Genomic DNA, 25,538 nt, shown 5'->3' with positions numbered 1-25,538 from the left:
CCTCCCGTTGAGCGATATTTTCTCCAGGATCGAGCATTCGCGCACCGCAGACGAGGTGGTGCAGCAGATCGAGAGTCTGATCCTCGAAGGCGTGCTGCGCACCGGCGACCGGCTGCCCGGCGAGCGCGAGCTGGCGCGCCAGTTCGAGGTGTCGCGGCCGATCCTGCGCGACGCCCTCAAATCCCTCGAGGGGCGCGGCCTGTTGACGACACGGCCCGGCGGCGGCACGCATGTCGCCGACGTCATCGGCCAGCTGTTCACCAAGCCGGTGACCGACCTGATCTCCATGCATCGCAAGGCGGTGACCGACTATCTGGAGTACCGCCGCGAGATCGAGGCGATCGCCGCCGAATATGCGGCACGGCGGGCCACATCAGACGACCTTGCGCTGCTCGATCGCATCATGGCGCGCATGGACGAGGCGCATCGCACCGGCGACTTCGACGACGAGGCGGAAATCGACATCGAGTTCCATCACGCGGTCTGCGAATGCGCGCACAACATGATCCTCCTGCACACGCTACGCTCCTGCTACCGGCTCTTGTCGGAAGGCGTGTTCCAGAACCGGCTCTTGGTGTTCACCGTGCCCGGCGCGCGCGAAGCGCTGCTTGCGCAGCACAAGGCGATCTACACCGCGATCAAGGCGGGCGATCCGGCGGCCGCCCGGCAGGCGGCGATGGACCACATCTCCTATGTCGAGCGCTCGATGCTCGAGGCCGAGCGCAGCGGCGACTGGCAGCGCGTGTCGCGGCTTCGGCTCAGGCAGCGTTCCGAAGCCGGCGACGGCGCGCCAAGACAACGAATTAGTGAACCCGCGGAAAAACCATGAGCAGCATTCTCACCATCGCCGATCTCAAGGATCTCGCGCGCCGCCGCGTGCCGAAGATGTTTTTCGACTATGCCGATTCCGGCGCCTGGACCGAAAGCACCTACCGGGCCAACGAGGAAGACTTCCAGAAGATCAAGTTCCGCCAGCGCGTGCTGGTCGACATGAGCAACCGCTCGCTGGAATCGACCATGATCGGCGAGAAGGTAGCGATGCCGGTGGCATTGGCGCCAACCGGCCTGACCGGTATGCAGCATGCCGATGGCGAGATGCTGGCGGCGCAGGCGGCGGAGGAGTTCGGCGTGCCGTTCACGCTGTCGACGATGAGCATCTGCTCGATCGAGGATGTCGCCTCGGTGACGAAGAAGCCGTTCTGGTTCCAGCTCTATGTGCTGCGCGACAAGGATTTCGTGCTGAACCTGATCGACCGTGCAAAGGCGGCGAAATGCTCGGCGCTGGTGCTGACGCTCGACCTGCAGATCCTCGGCCAGCGCCACAAGGACGTCCGCAACGGGCTTTCGGCCCCGCCCAAGATGACGCTGGCCAACATCGCCGACATCGCGATGCGCCCGCGCTGGTGGATGGGCATGGCCGGCACCAAGCGCCGGACCTTTCGCAACATTGTCGGCCACGCTAAAGGCGTCGGCGACGTCGCCTCGCTGGCATCGTGGACGACGGAGCAATTCGACCCGCAGCTCTCGTGGAAGGACGTGGCCTGGATCAAGGAACGCTGGGGCGGCAAGCTGATCCTGAAAGGCATCCTCGACAAGGAGGACGCGCTGATGGCGGCCAAGACCGGCGCCGACGCCATCGTCGTTTCCAACCATGGCGGGCGCCAGCTCGACGGCGCGTCGTCGTCGATCAGTATGCTGGAGGAGATCGCCGACGCGGTCGGTGACCAAATCGAGGTGCATATGGATGGCGGCATCCGCTCAGGCCAGGACGTGCTGAAGGCGCTGTGCCTCGGCGCCAAGGGCACCTATATCGGCCGCCCCTTCCTCTATGGCCTCGGCGCGATGGGCAAGGAAGGGGTCACCATGGCGCTGGAAATCATCCGTAAGGAGATGGACATAACACTGGCGCTGTGCGGCAAGCGCCTGGTCACCGACATGGGCAAGGATCAGCTTCGGCGCTAGGGGCTTGTTCACTGTTTGGCCCTAGCGTCTCCTGTGACGGTTCCGTCGTGGAGACGAACAAGCATTGACCCGGCCCGGCATCCACTTTCTCGACGCGCGCGGACCGCAAGGCATGCGGCTCTACGCGATCGGCGACGTGCATGGCCGGCTCGACCTGCTCAGCGCCATGCATCGCCGGATCGAAAGCGAGATCGAACATAAGCCAACCGCCGACTGGCGCGTCATCCATCTCGGCGACTATGCCGACCGCGGTCCGGACTCCAGGGGCGTCATCGATTTCCTGATCGAAGCCCGCAAACGTGATCCGCGCCACCTGATGCTGGCAGGCAATCACGACATCGGCTTCCTCGATTTTCTCGACACCCCCGACCCGGACGGGCTGTTCATGCGCTTTGGCGGCGTGCAGACGGCGCAGTCCTACGGCGTGTCGCTGACCGCCGACGCCAGCTGGTTCGGGAAGGCGGAGTCGGTGCGACAGGGACATGCGGCACTGGTCGAGGCCGTTCCGCAGAGCCATATAGACTTCCTGCAGTCGCTGGCGTTTTCAGTGACGTTCGGCGATTTCTTCTTCTGCCATGCCGGTATCAGGCCGGGCATTCCACTCGAGCAGCAGAGCCCGCAGGACCTGATCTGGATCCGCGAAATCTTCCACGACCATCCCGGCCTCTACGAGAAGATCGTGGTGCATGGCCATACGCCGGTGCCGGAAGCCGAAGTGATGGCCAACCGCGTCAATGTCGACACGCTCGCCTGGCATTCAGGCAAACTCACCGCGCTCGCCATTGACGGCGCGGACAAGCGTATCCTGACGGTGACTGGCGAAGGCGAAGGATCTTAGCGGAGGGCGGCGGTGACGCCGTAGCCGTCGACGGCCTGATGGTTGTTGGCTGCATCGGCCGAATAGATGCCGAGACCGCACAGCACGATGGCAGACAGCATGACAAAGGACAGAAGTGCTGCTTTCACGGACGTCATCTCTTGTTGAGCTCGCTGCATCTGTGCACGAGGCGGTTACCAATGCGTTGAAACGAAAAATTCGTCTCAAAGTTTCGACGATTTCGCGCTTCTAGGCCGATTCTGTATCGGCCATGTGTCGCGCGGGTCACACAAAAGGTTCATCGCGGTTGCATGGAAGATGCAGAGCGCGCCTTCTAGGCTGGCGGCCGGCCACAGACCAAGGATGAAAGGGGTTTTCCCCAGATGGATCCGGCGCCGCGTGCCAAATATGTCACGCAGCACAGCGGCTGGGCCGGGTGATCAGATGGTCGCGACCCAGGCGCGGGCGATCGCGAGGCCGGCGGCATCGGCATCCGGCCCGTTGCGGGCCATTTCGCCGTCGAGCCGGTCGTTCCAGTCGGGATGCCGCTCGGCAATGAGCGAAGCGAAGGACGTGCTCCAGTCGCGCACCATCGGGCGGTCCGCCTCGAAATGGAACTGGAAGCCGTAGACGGCGCGGCCGATGCGGAACGCCTGGTTCTCGGCAATGGCGCTGCCGGCCAGCCGCACGGCGTTTTCGGGCAGTACAAACGTGTCGTCATGCCACTGGAAGATGGGGAATTTCTCGGGGAGTGCCGCAAGCACCGGATCGGATTTGGCGTCGACCGTGAGTGATACGCCGCGCCAGCCGAATTCATTGGCGCCACCGATCTGGTTCTCGCCGCCAAAGGCGCGCGCGACCAGTTGGCTGCCGAGGCAGATGCCGAGCACCGCACGGTCCTTGGCGGCGAAATCGCGCGTCAGTTCGAGCAGTGCGGGGAAATAGGGGTAGTCATCATCCGCCAGCGCATTCTGACCGCCGCCAAGCACAACCATGGCGTCGTGCGTGGCTGCATCATCCGGCAGGGCATCGCCTTGATAGGGGCGGCGCAAATCGAGTTCGGCGCCCGCCTCGGTGAGCGCGGCACCGACCTGGCCAAGGCCGGTATTGTCGTAGTTCTGAACCACCAACACCCGCATGAAAAAACCTGCTGACATGAAAACGATGCAGCGAGCGATATCATGGCGTCCGTATCGCAGCCAAGATGTGCGTTCGGAGAGAAAGCTATGCCACTGCAGAACCGGGTCGATCCGTTCGGCGCCATCCACGCCGTGCCCGAACGCGGGATGTTCACCGGCAATCGCGGCATCATCCATGACCCCGATACGAAGACGCTGCTCAAGAAACGCTGGGCCTTGCCGGCCTGGATCATCTGCGTCTGCCAATTCCGCAATGCGCGGCGCGAACCGATGGGCCGCAACCGGCCGGGTGGCAAGCCAGGCTGGACCGAACTGTTCTTCCTCGACGAGGTGACGGCGCTCGCCGCCGGGCATCGGCCCTGCTTCTTCTGCCAGCGCGAACGGGCAAAGGATTTCGTCGAACGTTTCGGCGACGCTTTCGGTATCGCCGAGCCGCGCGCGCCGATGGTCGACAAGCGGCTGCACAAGGAGCGGCTGGCCTCGGGCGGCGAGCCGCCGTCCATCGAGTTGGAAGACCTTATCGGCCTTCCGGACGCGACGATGGTCGCGGATGGCGCCTCTGCCTATGCCTTGCGCGGCGGCAAGGCGCTTCGCTGGTCGTTCGCGGGCTATGGCGATGCCAAGGACTTCGACAGCATGGCCGGGCGAACGCTTGGCCTCGTCACGCCGGCGACCACCATTTCGGTACTGCGACAGGGCTATCCGCCTGCCTGGCATCCTTCCGCCGATACTTGACGGGAACCCTTGCCTCGCCCATTCCTCGGCGATGCGCGCCAATTACAAGATGCAGCGGCTGTTCGTGCCTGACGATCTCGGAGCAGACATCGAATTCGATGCCGGGCAGCAGCAAAGCCATTACCTGATGCATGTGCTGCGGCTTGGCGAAGGCGCTGAGATTCTGGTCTTCAATGGCCGCGACGGCGAGTGGTCGGCGGCCATCGCCGCAAAGTCGAAGAAGGCGGTGCGGCTCAAGGTACTCGCCCTGCAGCGGCCGCAGCCGCCGCTGCCCGATCTCGTCTACTGCTTCGCGCCGCTGAAGCAGGGACGGCTCGACTACCTGGTGCAGAAGGCGGTGGAGATGGGCGCCGGCATCCTGCAGCCGGTCATCACCCAGCACACGCAGGTAGCAAAGCCCTCAATCGATCGGCTGAGTGCCAATGTCGTCGAGGCGGCCGAGCAATGCGGCATACTGGCGGTGCCGGAGGTGCGGGAGGCCGAGAAATTCGAACGCCTGCTCGGCGGCTGGGACAGAGAGCGACGGCTGATCTTCTGCGACGAGGACGCCTCGACCAACAATCCGCTGCCGGCGCTGCAGGCGGTGCGGGACCAGAAACTCGGGCTGCTTGTCGGGCCGGAAGGCGGCTTTTCCGATGACGAGCGCAAGATGCTGCGGGCACTGCCTTTCGTCACCGCCATTCCGCTCGGGCCTCGCATCCTGCGAGCCGACACGGCGGCGGTGGCGGCACTCGCGGTGATGCAGGCGACGATTGGGGATTGGTGATCAAATCCTGTTGAGGCGTGGCTCAGGATTTTTCGCTTGATCGGCTGCTGACATTTCGTCCATTTAGCGCCGGCGGTTGTTCCGCCGCTTTCCGGAGGGGCCTTTTATGGCGCGCGACACAACCGATTTCCGGCCGATCGAAGGCGTCGACGAACTTGTCGAGCACCTGGCCGAAGGCAACAAGCCACGCGACAAATGGCGCATCGGCACCGAGCACGAGAAATTCCCCTTCTATGTCGACGGCAACGCGCCGGTGCCTTATGGCGGCGAGCACGGTATCCGTGCCATCCTCGAAGGCATGCAGGAAAAGCTCGGCTGGGATCCGATCATCGATGACGGCCGTATCATTGGTCTGGTCGAGCCGACCGGTCAGGGCGCGATCTCGCTGGAGCCCGGCGGCCAGTTCGAACTGTCCGGCGCGCCGCTGGAGTCGATCCACCAGACCTGCCGCGAGGGCAATGCGCATCTGGCGCAGGTGCGCGAGATCGCCGAGCCCATGGGCATCCGCTTCCTCGGCCTTGGTGGCAGCCCGAAATGGTCGCTGCCCGACACGCCGAAAATGCCGAAGTCGCGCTACGAGATCATGACGCGCTACATGCCGAAGGTCGGCTCGAAGGGCCTCGACATGATGTACCGCACCTGCACCATCCAGGTGAATCTCGACTTCGAGAGCGAGGCCGACATGCGCCGCAAGATGCAGGTGTCGCTCAAGCTGCAGCCGCTGTCGACGGCACTGTTCGCCAACTCGCCCTTCACCGAGAGCCGGCCGAACGGATTGCAGAGCTGGCGCGGCGACATCTGGCGCGACACCGACAACCAGCGTTCGGGCCTGCTCGAATTCTGTTTCTCGCCCGACTTCGGCTTCGCCGACTATGTCGAATGGGCGCTCGACGTACCGATGTATTTCGTCATCCGCGACGGCCACTATCACGACATGACGCACGTCACCTTCCGCCAGTTCATGGCAGGCGCGGCGCGCAACGAGGTGCCCGACGGGCTGCCGACGATGGGCGACTGGGCGAACCATCTGTCGACGCTGTTCCCGGACGTCCGGCTGAAACGCTTCCTCGAAATGCGCGGCGCCGACGGCGGACCGTGGCGGCGTATCTGCGCCCTGCCGGCCTTCTGGGTCGGGCTGCTCTATGACGAGGCGGCGCTCGACGCGGCTGAGGCATTGACCTCGAGCTGGACCTACAAGGAGGTCCTCGCGATGCGCAATGCGGTGCCCGAGCACGGCATTGCCGCGCCCTTCCGCAACACGACGCTGCGCGAGATCGCCCGCGACGTGCTGGTCATTTCGCGCTTGGGACTGAAGAACCGCGGCAAGAAGAACCGCGATGGCTATGACGAAACCTCGTTCCTCAACACCCTCGACGAGGTCGTGGCGCGCGGCACCACCAGCGCCGAGGAAATGCTTTCGGCCTACCACACGCGCTGGGGCGGCTCGATCGAGCCGGTGTTTATGGAATACGCATATTGAGCCGGCGGGGCATGGCCCGGCCGTAAAAGCCGCTTCAATCGGCGGTGGAAACAAACTAGGTTTCTCCCAAGAGGATTTCCGGAGGAGAGACCTATGCCTTCCTTGTTCGACATATTGGCGCAAGCCCAGAACGGCAACGGCATGCAGGCGCTTGCCCAGCAGTTCGGGCTTTCAATGCAGCAGACGCAGTCGGCGGTCGAGGCGCTGCTGCCGGCCTTTTCGCAAGGGCTGCGGCGCAACACCGCCGACCCCTATGGGCTCGGCGCCTTCATGACGGCGATGGCCAGCGGCCAGCACGCCAAATATTTCGAGGACGCCACGAGGGCCTTCTCGCCACAGGGCCTTGACGAGGGCAACGGCATTCTGGGGCATCTGTTCGGCTCCAAGGACCTGTCGCGCGCCGTGGCGAGCCAGGCGGCGCAGGCGACCGGCCTCAGCCAGCAGGTGCTACAGCAGATGCTGCCGGCGATGGCTTCGATGATGATGGGCGGACTGTTCAAGCAGACCACCAACCAGATGCAAGCGGCAGGCGGTTTTGGCGGCGGCGGCAATCCGCTCGGCGAGATCATCGAGCAGATGATGCGGCAGGCCGGCGGCGGTGCGCAGGCGCCGCAGCAACGCCAGGCGCCGCAATCTCAGAGCCCGATGGACAACCCGCTCGGCAAAGTGCTGCAGGACATGTTCGGCGGTGGTGCGCAGCAGCCGCAAAGCCAGCCGCAGCAGACACCCAACCCCTATGGCGACAATCCGCTCGGCAAGGTCCTGCAGGACATGTTCGGTGGCGGCGCGCAGCAGCCGCAGGGCCGGCAATCGCAACCGCAGCAGACTGAGAGCCCGTACGGCGACAACCCGCTGGGCAAGATGTTCGAGGAGATGCTGCGGCAAGGCGGTGGCGGCGGTTTCGGCATGCCGGGCGGCCAGCCCGCGCCACAGGCACCGCAACCGCGCCAAGCACCGCAGCCGCAGGCCAATCCGAGCGGCAGGCCGAGGAACCCGTTCGACGATCTGTTCGGCAAGATGTTCGAGACCGGTGCCCAGCAGCGCGACGACTATCAGAAGGGCATGGAATCGATCTTCGACCAGTTCAAGCGCGGCATGGACCGGCGGTAAGGTCTCCCGCCAACCTAAGCTACGTTGAGATTCAGGTCAGGCCAGCATTCACCCGACCACCAGCACTCCTTAAAGAAAAGCCCGGTCCGTGGAAGGACCGGGCAGGATGCAGGCAGGCCGGCGGGGAACCGGCAGGGAGTGGGAAGCCTGCGATAAACGTTGGTCGCGCCGAACCTCAAGAAGGTTCACCGGCAACCAAAACAGCAAGCAACCGCGATCAGGCCACCTTGCGGGCGAGATCCTCGATCGTATCGGCCCGGTCGCTCACGATCGAACGCAGCTTCGCGGTCGGATCGCGGCCGAACGGCAGGTCGATGGCGACGTGCAGGTCGCCGCGCGTCAGGCCGATATCGGCAAGCTCGGCGTCCGACATCTCGCCGAGGCGATAGAAGGCGCGGCGGTTTTTCCAGGCTTGGTAGGCGTTGGCGACCGCATGGATCACACGCGTCGCAACGGCCGGACGCGTGGTGATGCGCGCGGTCTCGGTGGCGAAATCATACGTGGTCATGTCGATCTCCTTCAGATTCGAACAGACGAAGCCGGCCGATCGGCGCTGGAGCACAGCGCCGTTCCGGTCTCGATTCACATGCCTTCATGTGGACAATGCGAATTTGCCACGGCCCGATTGATTAATCCAACGAATGTTTCTAATCTTTAGCATCAACATCAATGATGGATTGACCCGATGAAAGCGCCGCTCGATCTCGATCAGTTGCAGACCTTCATCTCGATTGCCGACACCGGCAGCTTCACCCGCGCGGCGGAAGAAGTGCATCGGACCCAGTCGGCGGTGTCCATGCAGATGCGCCGGCTGGAGGAGCGGATCGGCAAGCCGCTGTTCGAGAAGGACGGGCGCACCAACAAGCTGACGGAGGAAGGCGACAAGCTGCTCTCCTACGCGCGGCGGCTGCTTTATCTGAACCGCGAAACATTGGCCGCCTTCGACGACCGGCGACTCGAAGGCACTATCCGCATCGGCACGCCGGACGACTATGCCGACCGCTTCCTGCCCGAGATCATGGCGCGCTTCACGCGCTCCAACCCGCGCGTCGAACTGACCGTCATCTGCGAACCAACGCCGGGCCTGGTCGAGCATATCAAGCGCGGCAATCTCGATCTGGCGCTGGTGACGCATAACGACACGCGTGGCCAATCGGAAGTGGTGCGGCGCGAGCCGCTTTTGTGGGTCACTTCGGCCAACCACGCGACGCATGAGCAGGAGATCCTGCCGATGGCATTCGGCCGGCCGAATTGCATCTGGCGGCGCGCCGCCGTCGATGTGCTCGACCGGCAGGCCCGCGAATACCGCATCCTGTTCACCAGCTTCTCGGCCACCGTCATCACCGCCGCGGTGCTGTCGGGCCTGGCGATTTCGGTGCTGCCGGAATGCGCGCTGAGGCCGGGCATGCGCGTGCTCGGCGAAGCCGACGGCTTCGGCACCCTGCCCGACTGTCGGATTGGCATCATGCGCGGCCAGACCTCGCAGCCGGAAATCGTCGATGCGCTTGCCCGCCACATCTCGGAAAGTCTCGACAACATTTCCGTGCCGCTCGGCGAAGAGACGGGAAGCTTCGATTTCGCGGCGCTTGCCTTCACCAAGATCAAGCGGACCAAGCCCAACCAGATCCTGCCAGGCTGGTAGGTGGTTTCAAGCGCGTGCGGCAGCCGGCCCGTCGTCTTCCTCTGAGGGCAGGCCCGAAAGGGCGAGCAACTGGGCCGGCTCCAGCGGCGGCGAGAGTAGAAAGCCTTGCAGTTGCCGACAGCCCATGGCGACCAGCAGCGTCTTTTGCGCCTCGGTCTCGACGCCCTCGGCGGTGACCTCGACGTCTAGCGCGATGGCGAGATCGATCAGTGCCTTGACGATCGCCGCGGAATTCCCATCGCCGTCGAGGAGCCGCACGAAGGAGCGGTCGATCTTGAGCTTGTCGATGGCGTGACGGCGCAGGTAGCCGAGCGAAGAATAGCCGGTGCCGAAATCGTCGAGCACGATGCCGACGCCCGACTGCCGCAAGGCAGCAAGGGCCGCCCTCGACGTGTCGCTGTTCTCCAAAAGCACGCTTTCGGTGATCTCGAGTTGCAGGCGCGTCGGCGCCAAGCCGGTTTCGGCGAGGATCGACGCAACCTGTTCGGGAAAGCCGGCGTCGCGCAATTGCAGCGGCGACACGTTGACGGCGAGCCATGGCAGTTCGGTGCGCACGGCAAAGCGGCAGGCTTCGAGCAGCACCCATGCGCCGAGCTGGCCGATCATGCCGCGTTCTTCGGCGATGGCGATGAATTGCGCGGCCGGCAATGCGCCGTGGACCTCATGCCCCCAGCGGATCAGCGCTTCCGCGCCGAGGATGGCCTTGCCGTTGGTCGCGAAGACAGGCTGGTAGGCCAGCTTGATGCCGGTTCCGCCATTGAGTGCCTTGCGAAGCTCGCTCTCGACCTTGCGCTTGCGCAACAGAAGGTCGTCCATGTCGCCGGCAAACACCTGATGCCGGCCGCGGCCGTTCTTCTTGGCTTCGTAAAGCGCGATGTCGGCCTTGCGCAGCAGATCGTCGGCATCGGCATCGGCACCCGACGAGAGCGAAATGCCGATGCTGGCGCTGACGAAGACCTGGTCGTCCATCAGCTTGAACGGCTCCTGCAGTTTCTGCTGCAGCCGCTCGGCGATGTCCTCGGCAGCCCTGATATCGCGGATGTCGATGAGGATAAGGGCGAACTCGTCACCGCCCAGCCGCGCCACGGTGTCGACTTCACGGATCGTGTGCTGAAGCCTGGCCGCGGTCTGGCGTACGAGTTCGTCGCCCGCCGGATGGCCGAGCGTATCGTTGATGTGCTTGAACCGGTCGAGATCGATATAGAGCAGCGCCACCCTTCCCATGTCATGGCCGGTCGTGAGCAGGGCGCGCCGCAGCCGGTCCTCGAACAACGCCCGGTTGGGCAGGCCGGTAAGCGTGTCGTGGAAGGCGAGGTACTGTGCCTCATCCTGGCTGGTCTGCAGCGCAGACGAGGCGCGGCGCAAGCGGCGCAGCAGAAATGCCAGCACGCTTGCCGCGAGCAGCAGCCCAACGATCAAAGCGGGAGCCGTCTTGCGCACCAGCGTCAGGCCGGGGCGCTCCTGGTCCCAGCCGATATAACCAAGGATGACACCCCGCGAATCCACCAGAGGAATGGTTGCCGAGGCGGCCGGCTGCGACAGGGGCAACAGATGGGCGCTGGCCAGCAGGTATTTTTCGGCAATCCTGCCGATGACCGCGTCGTTGATGAACTCCACCGACACGTGCAGATATTCGCTGCCCGGCGCCTGGGTGAGCCGGTCCGTGCTCGGCACCATCGGCATGACGCTGAGAATGGCGGGCTTGCCCGCAAGCGACACAAGGTCCTCGGCGGCCATCTTCGCCGGCGCGCCGGATGCGTCATCCTTCGGCGGCTGCGCGATCATGCCGCGCAGCTTTGCGATGGTGGACCGGATGGCGGGCTCGTCCTCGCCATAGACGGACGGGTCGAGCACCTTGCCCTCCCGCATGGCGTGGACCGGATGGTTCGCGGCGTCGAGTATGTAGACCCGGTTGTGACCATAATAGGAATACATCCAGACGCTGAGATTTTCCTCTATCCAGCTCTGGTTGCCGGCCCTGGTGTTGATGACGGAATCGTCCCAGACGGTAACGCTTTCCTGCTCGCGCACGACCGCCGCGATCTGATCCTTCAACCCGTTGGCGAAGAAGATCTTCTGCCGTTCGAGCGAGACATGATCGGCCTGGGCGGTGGCGTAGATGCCAAAGCCGACGACCATCGCCAGCGCAAAGGCGGCGAGCATCAGCACGGTCAGCGTGACCTGGTGCGTCAATGGGCTGCTGTTCGGGCGTGCGCTCATGCGTCCCTGGCCGTTCGAGTGGCCTCCAGTCAAAGCAAATCGGCCTTAAGATCACGTTATTATATTAGCGAGGATTGATGCCCTGCCTTGACGCAGGCCAACAACCGCTCCCCAATCGAGCCATGAGCGACGCATCCGAATCACGCACCAACGCCACCGAGTACACGGTGAGCGAAATCTCAGGCGCGCTGAAGCGCACCGTCGAGGACGTCTTCGGCAATGTGCGGGTGCGCGGCGAGATATCGGGCTATCGCGGTCCGCACTCTTCCGGCCATGCCTATTTCGCGCTGAAGGACGACCGCGCCCGGCTCGACGCGGTGGTGTGGAAGGGCACGATGAGCCGGCTGAAATTCCGTCCCGAGGAAGGGATGGAGGTGATCGCCACCGGCAAGCTGACCACCTATCCCGGCAAGTCCAACTACCAGATCGTCATCGACAATCTCGAGCCCGCCGGCGCCGGCGCGCTGATGGCATTGCTGGAAGAACGCAAGCGCCGACTGCAGGCCGAAGGCCTGTTCGATGCCGGCCGCAAACGGCGGCTGCCGTTCATGCCGCGCACCATCGGCGTCGTTACCTCGCCGACCGGATCGGTGATCCGCGACATCATCCACCGGATCAAGGACCGGTTTCCGCTGCATGTGCTGGTCTGGCCGGTCAGGGTGCAGGGCGAGACGGCCGGCGCGGAAGTGACCGCCGCCGTCAACGGTTTCAACGCGCTGGCATGGGATGGCGCGATTGCGCAGCCTGACCTGTTGATCGTAGCGCGCGGCGGCGGCAGCCTCGAGGATCTCTGGGGCTTCAACGACGAAGGCCTGGCGCGGGCCGTCGCCGCCTCGCGCATTCCGGTGATTTCCGCCGTCGGCCACGAGACCGACTGGACACTGATCGATCTCGCCGCCGATGTGCGGGCGCCGACGCCGACGGGTGCGGCCGAGATCGCCGTGCCGGTCAAGGCCGACCTCGAAGCGACGCTTGCCAGCCTCGGCGCGCGGCTCAAGGCGGTGGCCTCGCGCAATTTCGAACGCAAGCGCCAGGCGGTGCGTGCGGCGGCGCGGGCGCTCCCCTCGCCCGACCAGCTCTTGGCGCTACCGCGCCGACGCTTCGACGAGGCGACGAGCCGGCTCGGCCGGGCGCTGTCGGTCAGCATCGAGCGCAAGCGCGCGAGGCTCGCCGGGCAGCGGCTGACGCCGGCCACGTTGTCCCGACGCATGAACGAGGCCCGCACGCTGACCGGCCGCGACCTGGCGCGGGCGCAAGCGGCGTTCTTCGCCATCGTGCGCGAACGCAGGGCCCGCTTTGCGCGGACGGTGACGAGGCTTTCGCCGGCGCCGATCGCCAGGCGGCAGAAACTGCAGGCGGATGCGCTCGCCGGGCTGACGCGGCGGCAGGACCACGCGGTTGCCAGACAGATGGACCGGTTGCGTGGAAAATTGACGCAAGCCGACCGATTGCTGGCGACGCTGTCGCACAAGGCAGTGCTGGCGCGCGGCTTCGCGCTGGTCAAGGATGCCGAAGGCGCGGTGATCAAGCTGGCCGCGGAGGTGGCGCCGGGGGCGGCGCTTTCGCTGGAGTTCGCCGACGGCAGCGCGGACGCGATCGCCACCAGCGGCGGCGTGCAGCCGAAAGCCCCTGCCAAGCCGGTCGCCAAACCCGCCACCAAACCGAGGGAACCGGGCAACCAAGGCTCGTTGTTCTGAGCACCACGTGACCGACAGTTCGCATCACCAGACCACGCCTTCCGGCAAGCCGCGCGCGAGAAGCTTCGGCATCGGCTTCGACGGCACTCCGGGCCGGTTCAACGCCATCACCGACGTATCCGGCGTTTCAGTGGGCTACACGACGCTGATCTCCGGCGACGGGCCGCTCGTTGTCGGCCAAGGGCCGGTGCGCACCGGGGTGACCGCCATTCTGCCCAGGCCGCGCCCCGATCTGGCCACGCCGGTCTTCGCCGGCATTTTCAGCCAGAACGGCAATGGCGAACTGACCGGATCACACATCATCGAGGAAACCGGCGCTTTCAACTTTCCGATCACCATCACCAACACGCATTCCTGCGGTGTTTCGCGCGATGGCACGCTGCGCTGGATGCAGCACGTATTGCCGGCCGCACTCGACGGCGGCTGGGGCCTGCCGGTGGCGGCGGAGACCTATGACGGCTTCCTCAACGACATCAACGGCCACCATTTGACATCGGAGCATGTTGCCCAAGCACTCGATGCTGCTGCCAGCGGACCGATCGAGGAAGGCAGCGTCGGCGGCGGCACCGGCATGATCACCTTCGGCTTCAAGGCCGGTTCCGGCACCGCGTCGCGCATCGTCGAATGGCAAGGCCGGGCCTACACGGTCGGCGCTTTCGTGCAGGCGAATTTCGGTAAGCTGCGCAATTTCACGCTTCGCGGCCGGCGCGTCGAGCCGGAACTCGCCGAATCGGCGATCCGAGACGACGCGCTGCATGCGGAAAAAGGTTCGATCATCGCCGTTGTCGCCACCGACGCTCCCTTTCTGCCACATCAGATGAAGCGGCTGGCGCGGCGGGTGCCGCTCGGCGTCGCCATGACCGGCGGCTTCGGCTATCACAGTTCGGGCGACATCTTCCTTGCCTTCTCAACAGCCAATCCGGCCGCAGCGCTGGCGCCGTCAGGGCGGATGGCCAACGCCGACTTCATCCCGGACATCGATATCGACCCGTTCTTCGATGCGGTGGTGCAGGGTGTGGAGGAAGCGATCCTCAATGCGCTGGTCGCCAATGAGGATATGACCGGCCGCGACGGAAATTTCGTGCCGGCGCTGCCGAAGGCCTGGCTTCAGGCCAAACGCCCAAAGAGATAGGCGCCCGCAAAGGGCTGCCTTGCCCGGCTTGCCGCCGGACTGCTCGTCAGGACTTGCCCGAATTCGCTTGCTCGTCGGCCTCGGCCGCTTCTTCGAGCCGCGACGCAATCAGTTCCTGGATGTCGCCGACCTCTTCCTGGATATCCTCCAGGGGTATGCCGGCCTCAGCAGCCTTGGCCGCACATTCCCTGGCAAGGGTCTCGGCCTGCTTGTCGATCTCTGCCGGCACGGGCTGGCAATGGACCTTCTCGCCAATCCACCCCTGCAAAAACTCGATCGCATGTTCACTCATACTGCTGCTTCCCTAGCGGCTATGCCGGTTGGTAATCATAAACGTCCGCATCTCGCAAAGGATGCATGTTCCCATTCCAACCGAGTCGGCCCCGCCCGGCAAGCCGGTCGTGCCCAAGGTCCACAGAGGCGAAGGAGGAAGGTTCAAGGAGCACGTTCTGACTGTTGAGGGTAATGGTACCGTTGGCTGGGATCGCTTGCGACCCTACGTAATTGTTTCTATTTGCTTTTTCCCGGTTTCAACAACCGATACATATCACAATAGGCATCACAATACGTGGCACATTTACTGCCGCTCCGCGGGCGCAACCATAGGTACGCCGTCGAAGCTACCGCCATATAGTGACATCCTCTTGCAATGTCGACTCTAGACCCCATCCTGCTTCTTTCCGTCGCGTCGGGCTGGCCGCGGAATGATACTGCGTCAAGAAACGCCGCTGTGACAGGCGACAATCCAGGACTCCTTTCAGAGGCGCGCCAACCCAAGCCGATCTTGATCAACAGGCGCTAGCGCCGCCTATCAGACCTTTCGTGAAACAGCACAAAGACAACGGCGGCGCCCAGCACAATCAAAGCCAGTCCAAACCACGTCACGGCATAGACCAAATGGTTGTTGTGGAATGCGATCACTGTCAGACCGCCCACAGGCCATCCGCCCGGATTGGGTGTGGCGTCGGCATCAATGAAGTAGGGGGCGGCCTGAGGGATGCCCAGTGCTGCGGCGATCGCCTTGACATCGCGCGAATACCATCGGTTGGCTGCCGCATCGTTGGCACGCAGGAAGCCGCCCTTTGGCTCAGTCATACGCAGCAGACCGTGAACCACGGTGCGATCGCCTGACGGTCGCGTAGTCGGATCACGCTTGTCCGGAGCCACGAAACCCCTGTTCACCAACACGGTGAAACCATCATCCGTCCGGAACGGCGCCATCACCCAGAAGCCGCCGCCGAGGTCGGTCACCGCCTGAACCAGCGTTTCTCGGCCATCGACGAACCTGCCCGAGACGGCAAGCCGGCGATACTCGTCATCCCCGGCGTTGATCGCCGGCCAGGCCGAAGGCCCCGGGGCGGCCACGGGTGCTGCCTTGAGACGCTGGTCGACACGGTTGATCAGGTCGAGCTTCCAGACCCGGCGCTCCAGCTGCCAGATCCCAAGCGCTGAAAACCCGGCCACGCCGATGGCGAAGCAAAGGCAAAGCGACAGCAGTGCCCATTTCGAACGCGGTGTGCGCCGACCCTCGCCGGGACCGTAATGCGGCCGCGTCTGCGCTTCTTCGTGCAAAGCCGGCTACGCTCTCAGGGCATCTGGCTCATGTCGTGGCCAGGCATCATGTTGATGTTCAGATGGTACATGACCCAGAGAGAGCCGGTCAGCGCGATGACCACCAGAATGAGGGTGAAGATCAGCGCCATCATGGTCCAACCGCTCTCCGAGCGGGTGTTCATATGCAGGAAGAACACCATGTGGACGACGATCTGCACCACGGCAAAAGCCATGATGGCGATCGCCGACGCCATTTGATTGCCCAGTGCGTTGCTCATGACCAGCCAGAAGGGGATAGCGGTCAGCACGACCGACAGGCCAAAGCCTGTCAGATAGCCGCGCAACGTGCCATGATCGACACCGTGATCCGCATGCCCGTGTTCCTTGGTGTCGGCGTGGTGTCCGGCGCTCATCGCAACATTCCCATCAGATAGACGAAGGTGAAGACGCCGATCCAGATGACGTCGAGGAAGTGCCAGAACATGCTCAGGCACATCAGCCGCCGTTGGTTCGCAGCGATGAGCCCGTGCCTGGAAACCTGGACCATCAGCACCACCAGCCAGACCAGGCCGAAGGTGACGTGCAGGCCGTGCGTCCCGACCAGCGTGAAGAACGACGACAGGAAGCCGCTGCGCTGCGGCGTCGCGCCTTCATGGATCAGATGCGCGAATTCGTAGAGTTCGATGCCGAGGAAGGCGAGGCCGAACAGGCCGGTGATCACCAGCCACATCTGCATGGACCTCACCCGTCCTTTCGCCATCTCCAGTATGGCGAAGCCGTAGGTGATTGAGGACAACAGCAGCATCGTCGTATTGAGCGCGACCAGAGGAAGATCGAACAGATCCTTCGGCGCCGGCCCGGCGGCGTAATTGCCGCCGAGAACGCCGTAGACCGCAAACAGCATCGCGAAGATGAGGCAGTCGCTCATCAGATAGATCCAGAAGCCGAGCATGGTGCTGCTGCCGCTCTCGGCATGCCCGTGGTCGTCTTCCAGGTGGAAGATCGTGTCGTCGCTCACATCATGCGCAAGGTCCATCGTGTTCACCCCGCCTGCGTGTTGGCCGCGAGCAGTCGTGTGCGCTCGTCTTCGACATGCGTGACGTCGCCGGACGCAATGTGGAAGTCGCGGTCGTAGTTGAAGGTGTGCGCTATGGCGTAGCCGATCAGGGCAACGAAGCTGACGATCGCCAGCCACCAGATGTACCAGACGAGCGCCACGGCAAGCACCACGCTCAACCCGGCCAGGATGACGCCGGCGCCGGTGTTGCGCGGCATGTGAATGTCGCGGAAACCCGTCAAGGGACGTCTGTATCCGCGCTGCTTCATGTCAGCCCAGGCGTCGCCGTCGTGGATCACGGGCGTGAATGCGAAATTATACGCCGGCGGCGGCGACGCGGTTGCCCATTCGAGCGTGCGTCCGTCCCAGGGATCGCCGGTGTCATCGCGCAGTTGCTCGCGCCGCCGCACGCTGACGAAGATCTGGATCAGGAAGGACACGATGCCGAGCAGGATCAGGAAGGCGCCGAATGCGGCGATGATGAACCAGATATGCAGCGACGGATCGTCGAAGACACGCAGCCGACGCGTCACGCCCATCAGCCCGAGAACGTAGAGCGGCATGAAGGCGAACCAGAAGCCGACGACCCAGAACCAGAACGACATCTTCCCCCAGAACGGATCCAGCCGGAAACCGAACGCCTTGGGGAACCAGTAGCTGATGCCGGCGAACAGGCCGAACAGCACGCCGCCGATGATGACGTTATGGAAATGCGCGACCAGGAACAGGCTGTTGTGGAGCACGAAGTCGGCCGGCGGCACCGCCAGCAGCACCCCGGTCATGCCGCCGACCGTGAAGGTCAGCATGAATGCCACCGTCCACATCATCGGCAGCTCGAAGCGGATGCGGCCGCGGTACATGGTGAACAGCCAGTTGAATATCTTGGCGCCCGTCGGGATCGAGATGATCATCGTGGTGATGCCGAAGAACGAGTTGACGCTGGCGCCCGACCCCATGGTGAAGAAATGATGCAGCCAGACGAGATAGGACAGGATGGTGATGACGATGGTCGCGTAGACCATCGAGGTGTAGCCGAACAGGCGCTTGCCGCAGAAGGTCGAGGTCACTTCGGAGAATATGCCGAATGCCGGCAGGATCAGGATGTAGACCTCCGGGTGGCCCCAGATCCAGATCAGGTTCACGTACATCATCGGGTTGCCGCCGAAATCGTTCGTGAAGAAGTTGGTGCCGACATAGCGGTCGAGGGAGAGCAGCGCCAGCACCGCCGTCAGCACCGGAAAGGCGGCGACGATGAGCACGTTGGTGCACAGCGCGGTCCAGGTGAAGATCGGCATCCGCATCATGGTCATGCCGGGAGCGCGCATCTTGACGATGGTGCAGACGAGATTGACGCCCGACAGCAGCGTTCCCACACCAGCCACCTGTAGCGCCCATATATAGTAGTCGACGCCGACATCCGGGCTGTAGCCGATGCCCGAAAGCGGCGGGTAGGCCAGCCAGCCTGTGCGCGCGAACTCGCCGACGAACAGCGACATCATGACGATGACCGCGCCGCCGGCGGTCATCCAGAAGCTGAAATTGTTGAGGAAAGGGAATGACACGTCGCGCGCGCCGATCTGCAGCGGGACGACGAAATTCATCAGACCGGTGACGAGCGGCATCGCCACGAAGAAGATCATGATCACGCCATGCGCGGTGAAGATCTGGTCGTAGTGCTGGGAATTGAGGTAGCCCTCGGAGCCGCCGAAGGCCATCGCCTGCTGGAGCCGCATCATGATGGCGTCGCTGAAGCCGCGCAGCAGCATGACGATACCGAGCACCATGTACATGACGCCGATGCGCTTGTGGTCGACGCTGGTGAACCATTCCCGCCACAGGTAGCCCCAGAGCCGGAAATAGGTCAGCGCGCCGACAAGGGCGATGCCGCCCAGCGCGACGACAACGAAGGTTGCCACGACGATAGGCTCATGGAGCGGAAGCGACTCGAGAGTCAGGCGGCCGAAGATCGCCTTGAGAAGTGCGGGATTGTCGAACATGTCTTGCGTGGCGCCTCAGGAGTTGAATGGCGACCGAAATGCGCCCGTTGCGGAGCGTGATGGCAGTCGGATCGACATCGGGGTTGGCCGTTGCAGACCTGCGCCGAGGATGGGCGTGAAGGTTGTCGGCAAGGCGGGTTGCGCCGCGTTCGTGGCTGCCGCCAGCGCTTGCTCTGTCGTGCATATGCTGGCGACATAGGATGGTGCGGGGCCGAAGACCGTGCCGCGCCGAGTGAACTTGTCGTACAGCAGCGGAACGGTGTTGTAGATGCCGGCCAGGCCAAGGCCGCCCTTGGCGTCGATCTGCGTCATCTCACTCATGCACATCTTGCCGGGCTCGACGCACATGTTGAGGATCGCCTTGTACAGGTCTGACTGGACGGAAGCGTAGCGGCGTGCCGGCTCGTTCTCGCTGGGCCGCTCGAGCTCCAGATAGCTGCTTCGGTCGAGCTTGCCGCCGCCGTCTTTCGCCTTCGCAACCCATGCCTGGAAGTCAGAGTCGTTCAACCCGTGGAACGCGAAGCGCATCCCGGAAAAGCCGGCGCCGCTGTAGTTGGCGGAGAAACCCTCATAGTCGCCGGATTTGTTTATGACGGCGTGCAGCTTCGTTTCCATGCCCGGCATCGCATAGATCTGTCCGGCGAGAGCAGGGACGTAGAAGGAGTTCATCACCGATGCGGAGGTGATGCGGAAGGTGATCGGCCGATCGACCGGTGCGGCGAGTTCATTGATCGCGGCGACGCCGTATTCCGGGTAGATGAACAGCCATTTCCAGTCGAGGGCGACGACCTCGACCTCAAGCGGACGCGCGCCCGGCGTGAGCGACTTGCCGGCAGCGACACGGCCGATCGGCCGATACGGGTCCAGAAGATGCGTACCCATCCAGGTTACCGCGCCAAGACAGATGATGATCAGGAGCGGCACTGCCCAGATGACGAGTTCTAGATGGGTCGAATGGTCCCAGTCCGGCTCATAGCGCGCCTCACGGTTCGACTGGCGATAGCGCCAGGCGAAGAATATGGTGAGCGCCATCACCGGTATGATGACGATCAGCATCAATGCCGTAGACACCACCAACAGGTCGCGCTGCTGCGCGGCCACGTCGCCAGACGGGTTCATGACCACCATGCTGCAGGAACCGAGCGATGCCAGTAGGGGCAGCAGGACGAGGGTGCGAAGACGGCTCAATGGATGACCTGTCGGTTGTTCCCCCAAGTGCTAGCTGCACTGCAGCAATGAAGGCATTGGACAATTTGTCCAATGCCGCAATCATGCGCCAACCGGCATCAAGGCATCTGGCCCGCGCATATGGCACGCGATCGCATCTGAATGTGGTGCCAGACGCGTCTCCCGGGCAACGGAGAACGCTGTGAGTCCAACTTCGAAGATCGAGGCCGGCGCGAGACGCATCACCGCGCGCCAACATGAGGTGAACCCCGGCGAAATTGCCGTCGGCGTCATCATCGGACGGACATCGGAGTTCTTCGATTTCTTCGTCTATGCGATCGCTTCCGTCATCGTCTTTCCAAAACTCGTGTTTCCCTACCTGGATCCGCTAACGGGCACGCTTTACTCGTTTGGCATCTTCGCGCTCGCCTTCATCGCGCGGCCGTTCGGCACGACCATCTTCACGGCAGTCGACCGGGCCTATGGACGCAGCGCCAAACTGACCATCGCTCTGTTCCTGCTGGGCACCTCGACGGTGGCAATCGCCTTTCTTCCGGGTCATGAGCAGATCGGCTCGGCTTCGGCCTGGCTGCTGGCGCTGTTCCGCATCGGCCAAGGGCTGGCGCTTGGCGGCACCTGGGACGGGCTTGCCTCCCTGCTGGCGCTGAACGCACCGGGAAATCGTCGTGGCTGGTACGCGATGATCCCGCAGCTCGGCGCTCCGCTCGGACTGATCGTCGCAAGCGCGCTGTTTGCATTCTTCGTTGGCAATCTGTCGGCGGAAGACTTTTTCAGCTGGGGCTGGCGCTACCCGTTCTTCGTCGCTTTCGCCATAAATGTCGTCGCCCTGTTCGCGCGATTGCGGATCGTCGTGACGCCCGAATACACCAGGCTGTTCGAGAGCCGCGAACTGCAACCGACCTCGGTGACCGAGACGCTGCGCGCGGAAGGCCGCACCGTCGTGCTGGGCGCCTTCGCGCCGCTGGCCAGCTTTGCCCTGTTCCACATGGTCACGGTATTCCCGCTGTCCTGGATATTCCTGTTCACGCGCGAAGGGCCGGCACGGTTCCTGGTCATCGAGACGATCGGCGCCATCTTCGGTCTTGCGGCCATCGTGATCTCCGGCTTCGTCGCCGACCGGGTTGGACGCTGGCCCCTGCTGGGCGGATCGGCCATTGCCATCGCTGCGTTCAGCGGCTTTGCCCCGCAGCTTCTCGACGGCGGCTTCGTGGGAGAGTCCGTGTTCATGGTGCTGGGCTTCGTCCTGCTTGGCCTGTCGTTTGGTCAGTCTTCCGGCGCGGTGGCATCGAACTTTTCCAGGACCTACCGTTATACCGGCGCGGCGCTGACCTCCGATCTCGCCTGGCTGTTCGGCGCCGGCTTCGCGCCCATCGTCGCCCTGTTCCTCTCAAGCCATTTCGGACTGATCTCATCGGGCGCCTATTTGCTCTCAGGGGCAGCCTGTACCCTGCTGGCCCTCAGACTGAGCCAGCGTCTGGACCGGACCGCTGCTTGAGTCGGAGGTTCTAAGACCTTGCGCTGTCTTGCCCTGCTCGATCAAAGGCGGATCGGAAGCTTGGCGCTATCCCGACAAGCATATCGACCGATTGGCCATTGGATTGGAGCCGGCTACCGGAACGGATCTGCATGACCCTGCATGATAAAACCAACAAGCAGAATTTCCTGCTTCTGATTCAATTGCGCTGGATTGCGGTCGGCGGTCAGGTCGTGACGATTCTCTTCGTTCGCTACGGGCTCGGCATTGGCCTGCCGCTAACCCCTATGGCGGTGGTGATCCTGCTATTGACCGCGCTCAACATCGCCAGCCTGCTTCGGCACAGCAGCCAGGACGCCATCACCAACATGGAGCTCTTTCTCGGACTCCTGCTCGATGTCGCCGCATTGACTGTTCAGCTGTATTTGAGCGGCGGCGCGTCCAACCCATTCATTTCCCTCTATTTGCTCCAGGTCATCCTGGGCGCTGTGCTGCTCGAGACCTGGTCGGTATGGGCCCTGGTTCTGATCACCAGCGCGTGCTTCGTCGCGCTGACCAGCTTCTACCGGGAGATCCGCCTGCCGCATGCGCACGGTACCGGGCTGTTCAGCCTGCACATCCAGGGCATGTTCATCTGCTTCGTCCTGGCGGCCACGCTTCTGGTGCTCTTCATCACCAGGGTCCAGCACAACCTTCGCACCCGTGACGCGCATCTGGCCGATTTGCGCCAACAATCGGCGGAGGAGGATCATATCGTCAGGATGGGCCTTCTCGCCTCGGGCGCCGCGCATGAACTTGGCACGCCGCTCGCCACGCTTTCCGTCATCCTCAACGATTGGCAGCGCATGCCGACCCTCAAGGCCGATCCGGAGCTGACGCAGGAAATCCGTGAGATGCAGGGCCAACTGGATCGCTGCAAGAAGATCGTTTCGGGAATCCTGATGTCGTCGGGTGAACTGCGTGGCGAAGGAACCGTTCGCACATCCGTGGATGCCTTCCTGGCGGAGCTGGTGGCCGAGTGGAGGTCGACGCGGCAGCCGCAAGGCTTCGAATACACGAACAATTTCGGGTCCAACCAACAGATCGTGTCCGACCCGGCGCTCAAGCAGGTGATCTTCAATGTCCTGGACAATGCGCTCGAAGCGTCGCCTCGTTGGGTGGGGCTGAACGTCAGCCGTCACGAGGACAGTCTTGTCGCCGAAGTTGTCGACACGGGCCCGGGATTTGAGAAAACCATGCTTGCGGAATTCGGCAAGCCTTATAGTTCGACCAAGAACCGGCCCGGCAGTGGGCTTGGCCTGTTTCTTGTCGTCAACGTCATCCGCAAGCTGGGGGGTAGCGTCGCCGTCAGGAACAGATCCGAGGGGGGAGCTTCGGTCACGTTGCATCTGCCGCTGGCTGCTCTGTCCCCAGGAGGCCACAATGCCGACTAAACGCGCGCTGTTGATCGTCGAGGACGACATCGCCTTTGCAAACGCGCTGCGCCGGTCTTTCGAACGGCGCGACTACGATACGCATATCTGCCAGAGCGTCGACGGCGTGCTGGCGCTCATCGGCACGGTTGCATTTCGATATGCTGTCGTGGATCTCAAGCTTGCCGGCGGCTCCGGCCTCGAATGCGTCAAGGCGTTGCATGAACACGATCCGGAGATGAGGATCGTGGTCCTGACGGGTTTTGCCAGCATCGCCACGGCTGTCGAGGCGATAAAGCTCGGCGCCTGCCAGTATCTCGCGAAGCCCGCCAATACCGACGACATAGAGGCTGCTTTCGGCAAGGTCGACGGGGACGCATCCGTCCCGCTCACCGAACGGCACACCTCCATAAAGAACCTCGAATGGGAGCGCATCCACGAGACCCTTGTCGACACCGATTTCAACATTTCGGAGACGGCGCGGCGCCTCGGCATGCATCGGCGAACGCTAGCGCGGAAGCTCGAAAAGAGACGCGTGACGTGAAAGAGCGAAATTAGGAAACACCAACGGCCGCGCGCTTCGGAAAAAATACCGCCGCAACGCCCGATCTCTACGCCGGCACATGGCCAGCAGCGGTCTCGTGCGGCGATCCGTCTGATTTTGGTCATCTTCGTGCTCGCCCTCGCCGGCCGGCAGGCGGCTGTTTGGGACTGCATTTTACTGCGCCTGGCCTATCCGCACATGATGAACTGGATGGTGATTATGAGGAGACCCTTTATAACGGTCCTCGAGATTGCTGCACCCAAGGGGAGACGATGCGTTACATACGTCCGCTTTCAATCGAAGATGCCGTCGGCCAGTTGGCCGGAGCGGCCGGCCCGGCCGCCATCCTCGCGGGAGGCAGCGACCTCCTGGTGAGGATGAAGGGCGGCTTCATCGAACCTGACCTGATCGTCGACATCAAGGCGATCGAGGGCCTGAGCGAAATCCGCGAAACGGCCGAAGGCTTCAGCATCGGCGCCGCGGTATCCTGCGCGGTGCTGGGCGAAAGCGCTGCCCTGAAGAAGGCATGGCCGGGTGTCGTCGAAGCGGCCAAGCTGATCGGCTCGAAGCAGGTGCAGGGACGCTGCACCATCGTCGGCAATCTCTGCAACGCCTCGCCGGCGGCAGACAGCGTGCCGGCGCTGGTGGCGGCCGGCGCCAAGGCGGTGGTCGTCGGGCCTTCGGGCAAGCGCACGATTGCCGTCGAGGCCGTGCCGACCGGGCCGGGCAGGACTTCCCTTACCAAGGGCGAGATCATCGAGGCGATCCTGCTCGACAAGCGCGCGCCGCGTTCCGGCGATGCCTATCTGCGCTTCATTCCGCGTACCGAGATGGATATCGCGGTGGTCAGCGCCGGCGTGAACCTGACGATCGACGAGCAAGGCGTCGTCAAGGCGGCCCGCATCGCGCTGGGTGCTGCGGCGCCGACGGTGCTGCTGGTCGAGGAAGCCGCCGAGGCCCTTATCGGAAGGAAGCTCGACGAAGCGGCACTTGAGCGGCTCGCCAAGGTCTGCTCAGGCGCCTGCCGCCCCATTGACGACAAGCGGGGCACCATCGAATTCAGACGGAAAGTTGCGGGTGTGCTGGCCAGGCGAGCCGCCACGACCGCCTACAAGCGTGCAGGAGGCAAGTGATGGCTGGTGTAGCGGTTTCAACGACGATCAACGGCGACAGCGTCGAGTATCTCTGCCAGCCCGACGAGACGCTGCTCGACGTGCTGCGCGACCGGCTCGGGCTGACGGGCGCCAAGGAAGGCTGCGGCACCGGCGATTGCGGCGCCTGCAGCATCATCCTCGACGACCGATTGGTCTGCTCGTGCCTGGTGCTCGGCGCCGAGGCGGAAGGCCGGCGCGTCGAGACCGTCGAGGGCATGGCGCATGGCGAGAAGCTGCATCCGCTGCAGCAGAAGTTCCTCGAGCATGCCGCGCTGCAATGCGGCATCTGCACGCCGGGGTTCCTGATCGCGGCAAAGGATCTGCTCGCCAAGAACCCCGATCCAACCGAGGAGGAAATCCGCTTCGGGCTGGCCGGCAACCTCTGCCGCTGCACCGGCTATGACAAGATCGTGCGCGCCGTCCAGGACGCCGCCAACGTGATGAAGGGAGCGTAAGCC

Annotated in this window: 25 protein-coding genes; 15 read left to right on the top strand and 10 right to left on the bottom strand. The window is 63.6% G+C overall.

The features are described from left to right. Positions 1–7 precede the first annotated feature (7 nt). From A6B35_RS09385 to A6B35_RS09375, 3 genes are all read left to right on the top strand, one after another. Entirely contained in the window at positions 8–829 is an 822-nt protein-coding gene (locus A6B35_RS09385) for a FadR/GntR family transcriptional regulator (RefSeq protein WP_006206858.1), read from the top strand. Next, on the top strand, positions 826–1,962 hold the full coding sequence (locus A6B35_RS09380) for an alpha-hydroxy acid oxidase (protein WP_006206857.1): 1,137 nt from the start codon (positions 826–828) through the stop codon (positions 1,960–1,962). Before A6B35_RS09385 ends, A6B35_RS09380 begins: the two co-directional genes overlap by 4 nt. A gap of 64 nt (positions 1,963–2,026) precedes the next feature. After that, on the top strand, positions 2,027–2,800 hold the full coding sequence (locus A6B35_RS09375; protein WP_006206856.1) for a metallophosphoesterase: 774 nt from the start codon (positions 2,027–2,029) through the stop codon (positions 2,798–2,800). On the opposite strand, the gene A6B35_RS37145 is transcribed toward A6B35_RS09375, so the two are convergent. Together A6B35_RS37145 and A6B35_RS09370 are read right to left on the bottom strand one after the other, a co-directional pair. After that, positions 2,797–2,928, bottom strand: coding sequence for a hypothetical protein (locus tag A6B35_RS37145; RefSeq protein WP_280110155.1), 132 nt, complete (start codon positions 2,926–2,928; stop codon positions 2,797–2,799). The two genes, A6B35_RS09375 and A6B35_RS37145, sit on opposite strands and share 4 nt — an antisense overlap. A gap of 291 nt (positions 2,929–3,219) precedes the next feature. Beyond that, a complete protein-coding gene (locus tag A6B35_RS09370; RefSeq protein ID WP_040584348.1) occupies positions 3,220–3,918 on the bottom strand; it encodes a type 1 glutamine amidotransferase in 699 nt (232 codons plus the stop codon). 87 nt (positions 3,919–4,005) lie between these two features. Between A6B35_RS09370 and A6B35_RS09365 the strand changes: the two genes are divergently transcribed. The 4 genes from A6B35_RS09365 to A6B35_RS09350 all read left to right on the top strand — a co-directional run bounded on the left by A6B35_RS09365 (position 4,006) and on the right by A6B35_RS09350 (position 8,009). Then, the gene (locus A6B35_RS09365) at positions 4,006–4,653 is read left to right on the top strand and encodes a hypothetical protein (RefSeq protein ID WP_006206853.1); all 648 of its coding nucleotides are present in this window, start codon (positions 4,006–4,008) and stop codon (positions 4,651–4,653) included. A gap of 31 nt (positions 4,654–4,684) precedes the next feature. Next, a complete protein-coding gene (locus A6B35_RS09360) occupies positions 4,685–5,419 on the top strand; it encodes a 16S rRNA (uracil(1498)-N(3))-methyltransferase (protein ID WP_040584344.1) in 735 nt (244 codons plus the stop codon). A gap of 106 nt (positions 5,420–5,525) precedes the next feature. After that, complete coding sequence (locus A6B35_RS09355) at positions 5,526–6,899, top strand: glutamate--cysteine ligase (protein ID WP_006206851.1); 1,374 nt, start codon at positions 5,526–5,528, stop codon at positions 6,897–6,899. A gap of 93 nt (positions 6,900–6,992) precedes the next feature. Continuing rightward, entirely contained in the window at positions 6,993–8,009 is a 1,017-nt protein-coding gene (locus A6B35_RS09350; protein ID WP_006206850.1) for a DUF937 domain-containing protein, read from the top strand. 217 nt (positions 8,010–8,226) lie between these two features. Here the strand turns inward: A6B35_RS09350 and A6B35_RS09345 are convergent, their stop codons facing one another. Next, the gene (locus A6B35_RS09345) at positions 8,227–8,517 is read right to left on the bottom strand and encodes a DUF1127 domain-containing protein (RefSeq protein WP_040584347.1); all 291 of its coding nucleotides are present in this window, start codon (positions 8,515–8,517) and stop codon (positions 8,227–8,229) included. A 177-nt stretch (positions 8,518–8,694) separates the two neighbouring features. On the opposite strand from A6B35_RS09345, the gene A6B35_RS09340 reads away from it, so the two are divergent. Then, on the top strand, positions 8,695–9,651 hold the full coding sequence (locus A6B35_RS09340) for a LysR substrate-binding domain-containing protein (RefSeq protein WP_065518175.1): 957 nt from the start codon (positions 8,695–8,697) through the stop codon (positions 9,649–9,651). A gap of 6 nt (positions 9,652–9,657) precedes the next feature. On the opposite strand, the gene A6B35_RS09335 is transcribed toward A6B35_RS09340, so the two are convergent. Continuing rightward, complete coding sequence (locus A6B35_RS09335) at positions 9,658–11,871, bottom strand: bifunctional diguanylate cyclase/phosphodiesterase (protein WP_006206848.1); 2,214 nt, start codon at positions 11,869–11,871, stop codon at positions 9,658–9,660. A gap of 122 nt (positions 11,872–11,993) precedes the next feature. Between A6B35_RS09335 and xseA the strand changes: the two genes are divergently transcribed. Both xseA and A6B35_RS09325 read left to right on the top strand, forming a co-directional pair. Further along, on the top strand, positions 11,994–13,568 hold the full coding sequence (gene xseA / locus A6B35_RS09330) for an exodeoxyribonuclease VII large subunit (protein WP_006206847.1): 1,575 nt from the start codon (positions 11,994–11,996) through the stop codon (positions 13,566–13,568). A gap of 7 nt (positions 13,569–13,575) precedes the next feature. Further along, positions 13,576–14,700 (top strand): DmpA family aminopeptidase, encoded by a 1,125-nt coding sequence (locus tag A6B35_RS09325; protein WP_006206846.1) that lies wholly within the window; start codon positions 13,576–13,578, stop codon positions 14,698–14,700. A 46-nt stretch (positions 14,701–14,746) separates the two neighbouring features. On the opposite strand, the gene A6B35_RS09320 is transcribed toward A6B35_RS09325, so the two are convergent. From A6B35_RS09320 to cyoA, 6 genes are all read right to left on the bottom strand, one after another. Continuing rightward, the gene (locus A6B35_RS09320; protein WP_006206845.1) at positions 14,747–14,992 is read right to left on the bottom strand and encodes a DUF768 domain-containing protein; all 246 of its coding nucleotides are present in this window, start codon (positions 14,990–14,992) and stop codon (positions 14,747–14,749) included. Between the two features lie 506 nt (positions 14,993–15,498). Beyond that, a complete protein-coding gene (locus A6B35_RS09315) occupies positions 15,499–16,272 on the bottom strand; it encodes an SURF1 family protein (protein WP_006206844.1) in 774 nt (257 codons plus the stop codon). 14 nt (positions 16,273–16,286) lie between these two features. Beyond that, the gene (cyoD, locus tag A6B35_RS09310) at positions 16,287–16,667 is read right to left on the bottom strand and encodes a cytochrome o ubiquinol oxidase subunit IV (protein WP_006206843.1); all 381 of its coding nucleotides are present in this window, start codon (positions 16,665–16,667) and stop codon (positions 16,287–16,289) included. Beyond that, the gene (gene cyoC / locus A6B35_RS09305) at positions 16,664–17,290 is read right to left on the bottom strand and encodes a cytochrome o ubiquinol oxidase subunit III (protein ID WP_006206842.1); all 627 of its coding nucleotides are present in this window, start codon (positions 17,288–17,290) and stop codon (positions 16,664–16,666) included. The genes cyoD and cyoC overlap by 4 nt, the downstream gene beginning before the upstream one ends. A gap of 5 nt (positions 17,291–17,295) precedes the next feature. Next, entirely contained in the window at positions 17,296–19,308 is a 2,013-nt protein-coding gene (gene cyoB / locus A6B35_RS09300) for a cytochrome o ubiquinol oxidase subunit I (RefSeq protein ID WP_006206841.1), read from the bottom strand. Positions 19,309–19,323: 15 nt separating this feature from the next. Beyond that, positions 19,324–20,496, bottom strand: a complete 1,173-nt coding sequence (cyoA, locus tag A6B35_RS09295; protein ID WP_006206840.1) for a ubiquinol oxidase subunit II — start codon at positions 20,494–20,496, stop codon at positions 19,324–19,326. Between the two features lie 181 nt (positions 20,497–20,677). On the opposite strand from cyoA, the gene A6B35_RS09290 reads away from it, so the two are divergent. The 5 genes from A6B35_RS09290 to A6B35_RS09270 all read left to right on the top strand — a co-directional run bounded on the left by A6B35_RS09290 (position 20,678) and on the right by A6B35_RS09270 (position 25,535). After that, a complete protein-coding gene (locus tag A6B35_RS09290; protein ID WP_006206839.1) occupies positions 20,678–21,991 on the top strand; it encodes an MFS transporter in 1,314 nt (437 codons plus the stop codon). 131 nt (positions 21,992–22,122) lie between these two features. Further along, positions 22,123–23,403: an ATP-binding protein gene (locus A6B35_RS09285; RefSeq protein ID WP_006206838.1), complete on the top strand. Its 1,281-nt coding sequence runs from the start codon at positions 22,123–22,125 to the stop codon at positions 23,401–23,403. Then, entirely contained in the window at positions 23,393–23,926 is a 534-nt protein-coding gene (locus A6B35_RS09280) for a response regulator transcription factor (protein ID WP_006206837.1), read from the top strand. Before A6B35_RS09285 ends, A6B35_RS09280 begins: the two co-directional genes overlap by 11 nt. Before the next feature lie 272 nt (positions 23,927–24,198). Beyond that, positions 24,199–25,059 (top strand): FAD binding domain-containing protein, encoded by an 861-nt coding sequence (locus A6B35_RS09275; protein ID WP_006206836.1) that lies wholly within the window; start codon positions 24,199–24,201, stop codon positions 25,057–25,059. Further along, positions 25,059–25,535, top strand: a complete 477-nt coding sequence (locus A6B35_RS09270) for a (2Fe-2S)-binding protein (RefSeq protein WP_006206835.1) — start codon at positions 25,059–25,061, stop codon at positions 25,533–25,535. The genes A6B35_RS09275 and A6B35_RS09270 overlap by 1 nt, the downstream gene beginning before the upstream one ends. The last annotated feature ends 3 nt before the right edge of the window (positions 25,536–25,538 follow it).

This window comes from Mesorhizobium amorphae CCNWGS0123 (genome assembly GCF_001686985.1).
GTDB lineage: Bacteria > Pseudomonadota > Alphaproteobacteria > Rhizobiales > Rhizobiaceae > Mesorhizobium > Mesorhizobium amorphae.
Note: the sequence above shows the minus strand (reverse complement) of the source record. Positions and strands in the feature narration are given on the sequence as shown.

What these genes read in the sequence shown, in the direction of transcription:
- A6B35_RS09380 (WP_006206857.1), top strand. Translation starts at nt 826, where the DNA reads ATGAGCAGCATTCTCACCATCGCCGATCTCAAGGATCTCGCGCGCCGC.
- A6B35_RS09370 (WP_040584348.1), bottom strand. Translation starts at nt 3,918, where the DNA reads ATGCGGGTGTTGGTGGTTCAGAACTACGACAATACCGGCCTTGGCCAG.
- A6B35_RS09365 (WP_006206853.1), top strand. Translation starts at nt 4,006, where the DNA reads ATGCCACTGCAGAACCGGGTCGATCCGTTCGGCGCCATCCACGCCGTG.
- A6B35_RS09360 (WP_040584344.1), top strand. Translation starts at nt 4,685, where the DNA reads ATGCGCGCCAATTACAAGATGCAGCGGCTGTTCGTGCCTGACGATCTC.
- A6B35_RS09355 (WP_006206851.1), top strand. Translation starts at nt 5,526, where the DNA reads ATGGCGCGCGACACAACCGATTTCCGGCCGATCGAAGGCGTCGACGAA.
- A6B35_RS09350 (WP_006206850.1), top strand. Translation starts at nt 6,993, where the DNA reads ATGCCTTCCTTGTTCGACATATTGGCGCAAGCCCAGAACGGCAACGGC.
- A6B35_RS09345 (WP_040584347.1), bottom strand. Translation starts at nt 8,517, where the DNA reads ATGACCACGTATGATTTCGCCACCGAGACCGCGCGCATCACCACGCGT.
- A6B35_RS09340 (WP_065518175.1), top strand. Translation starts at nt 8,695, where the DNA reads ATGAAAGCGCCGCTCGATCTCGATCAGTTGCAGACCTTCATCTCGATT.
- A6B35_RS09335 (WP_006206848.1), bottom strand. Translation starts at nt 11,871, where the DNA reads ATGAGCGCACGCCCGAACAGCAGCCCATTGACGCACCAGGTCACGCTG.
- xseA (WP_006206847.1), top strand. Translation starts at nt 11,994, where the DNA reads ATGAGCGACGCATCCGAATCACGCACCAACGCCACCGAGTACACGGTG.
- A6B35_RS09320 (WP_006206845.1), bottom strand. Translation starts at nt 14,992, where the DNA reads ATGAGTGAACATGCGATCGAGTTTTTGCAGGGGTGGATTGGCGAGAAG.
- cyoD (WP_006206843.1), bottom strand. Translation starts at nt 16,667, where the DNA reads ATGAGCGCCGGACACCACGCCGACACCAAGGAACACGGGCATGCGGAT.
- cyoC (WP_006206842.1), bottom strand. Translation starts at nt 17,290, where the DNA reads ATGGACCTTGCGCATGATGTGAGCGACGACACGATCTTCCACCTGGAA.
- cyoB (WP_006206841.1), bottom strand. Translation starts at nt 19,308, where the DNA reads ATGTTCGACAATCCCGCACTTCTCAAGGCGATCTTCGGCCGCCTGACT.
- A6B35_RS09285 (WP_006206838.1), top strand. Translation starts at nt 22,123, where the DNA reads ATGACCCTGCATGATAAAACCAACAAGCAGAATTTCCTGCTTCTGATT.
- A6B35_RS09280 (WP_006206837.1), top strand. Translation starts at nt 23,393, where the DNA reads ATGCCGACTAAACGCGCGCTGTTGATCGTCGAGGACGACATCGCCTTT.
- A6B35_RS09275 (WP_006206836.1), top strand. Translation starts at nt 24,199, where the DNA reads ATGCGTTACATACGTCCGCTTTCAATCGAAGATGCCGTCGGCCAGTTG.
- A6B35_RS09270 (WP_006206835.1), top strand. Translation starts at nt 25,059, where the DNA reads ATGGCTGGTGTAGCGGTTTCAACGACGATCAACGGCGACAGCGTCGAG.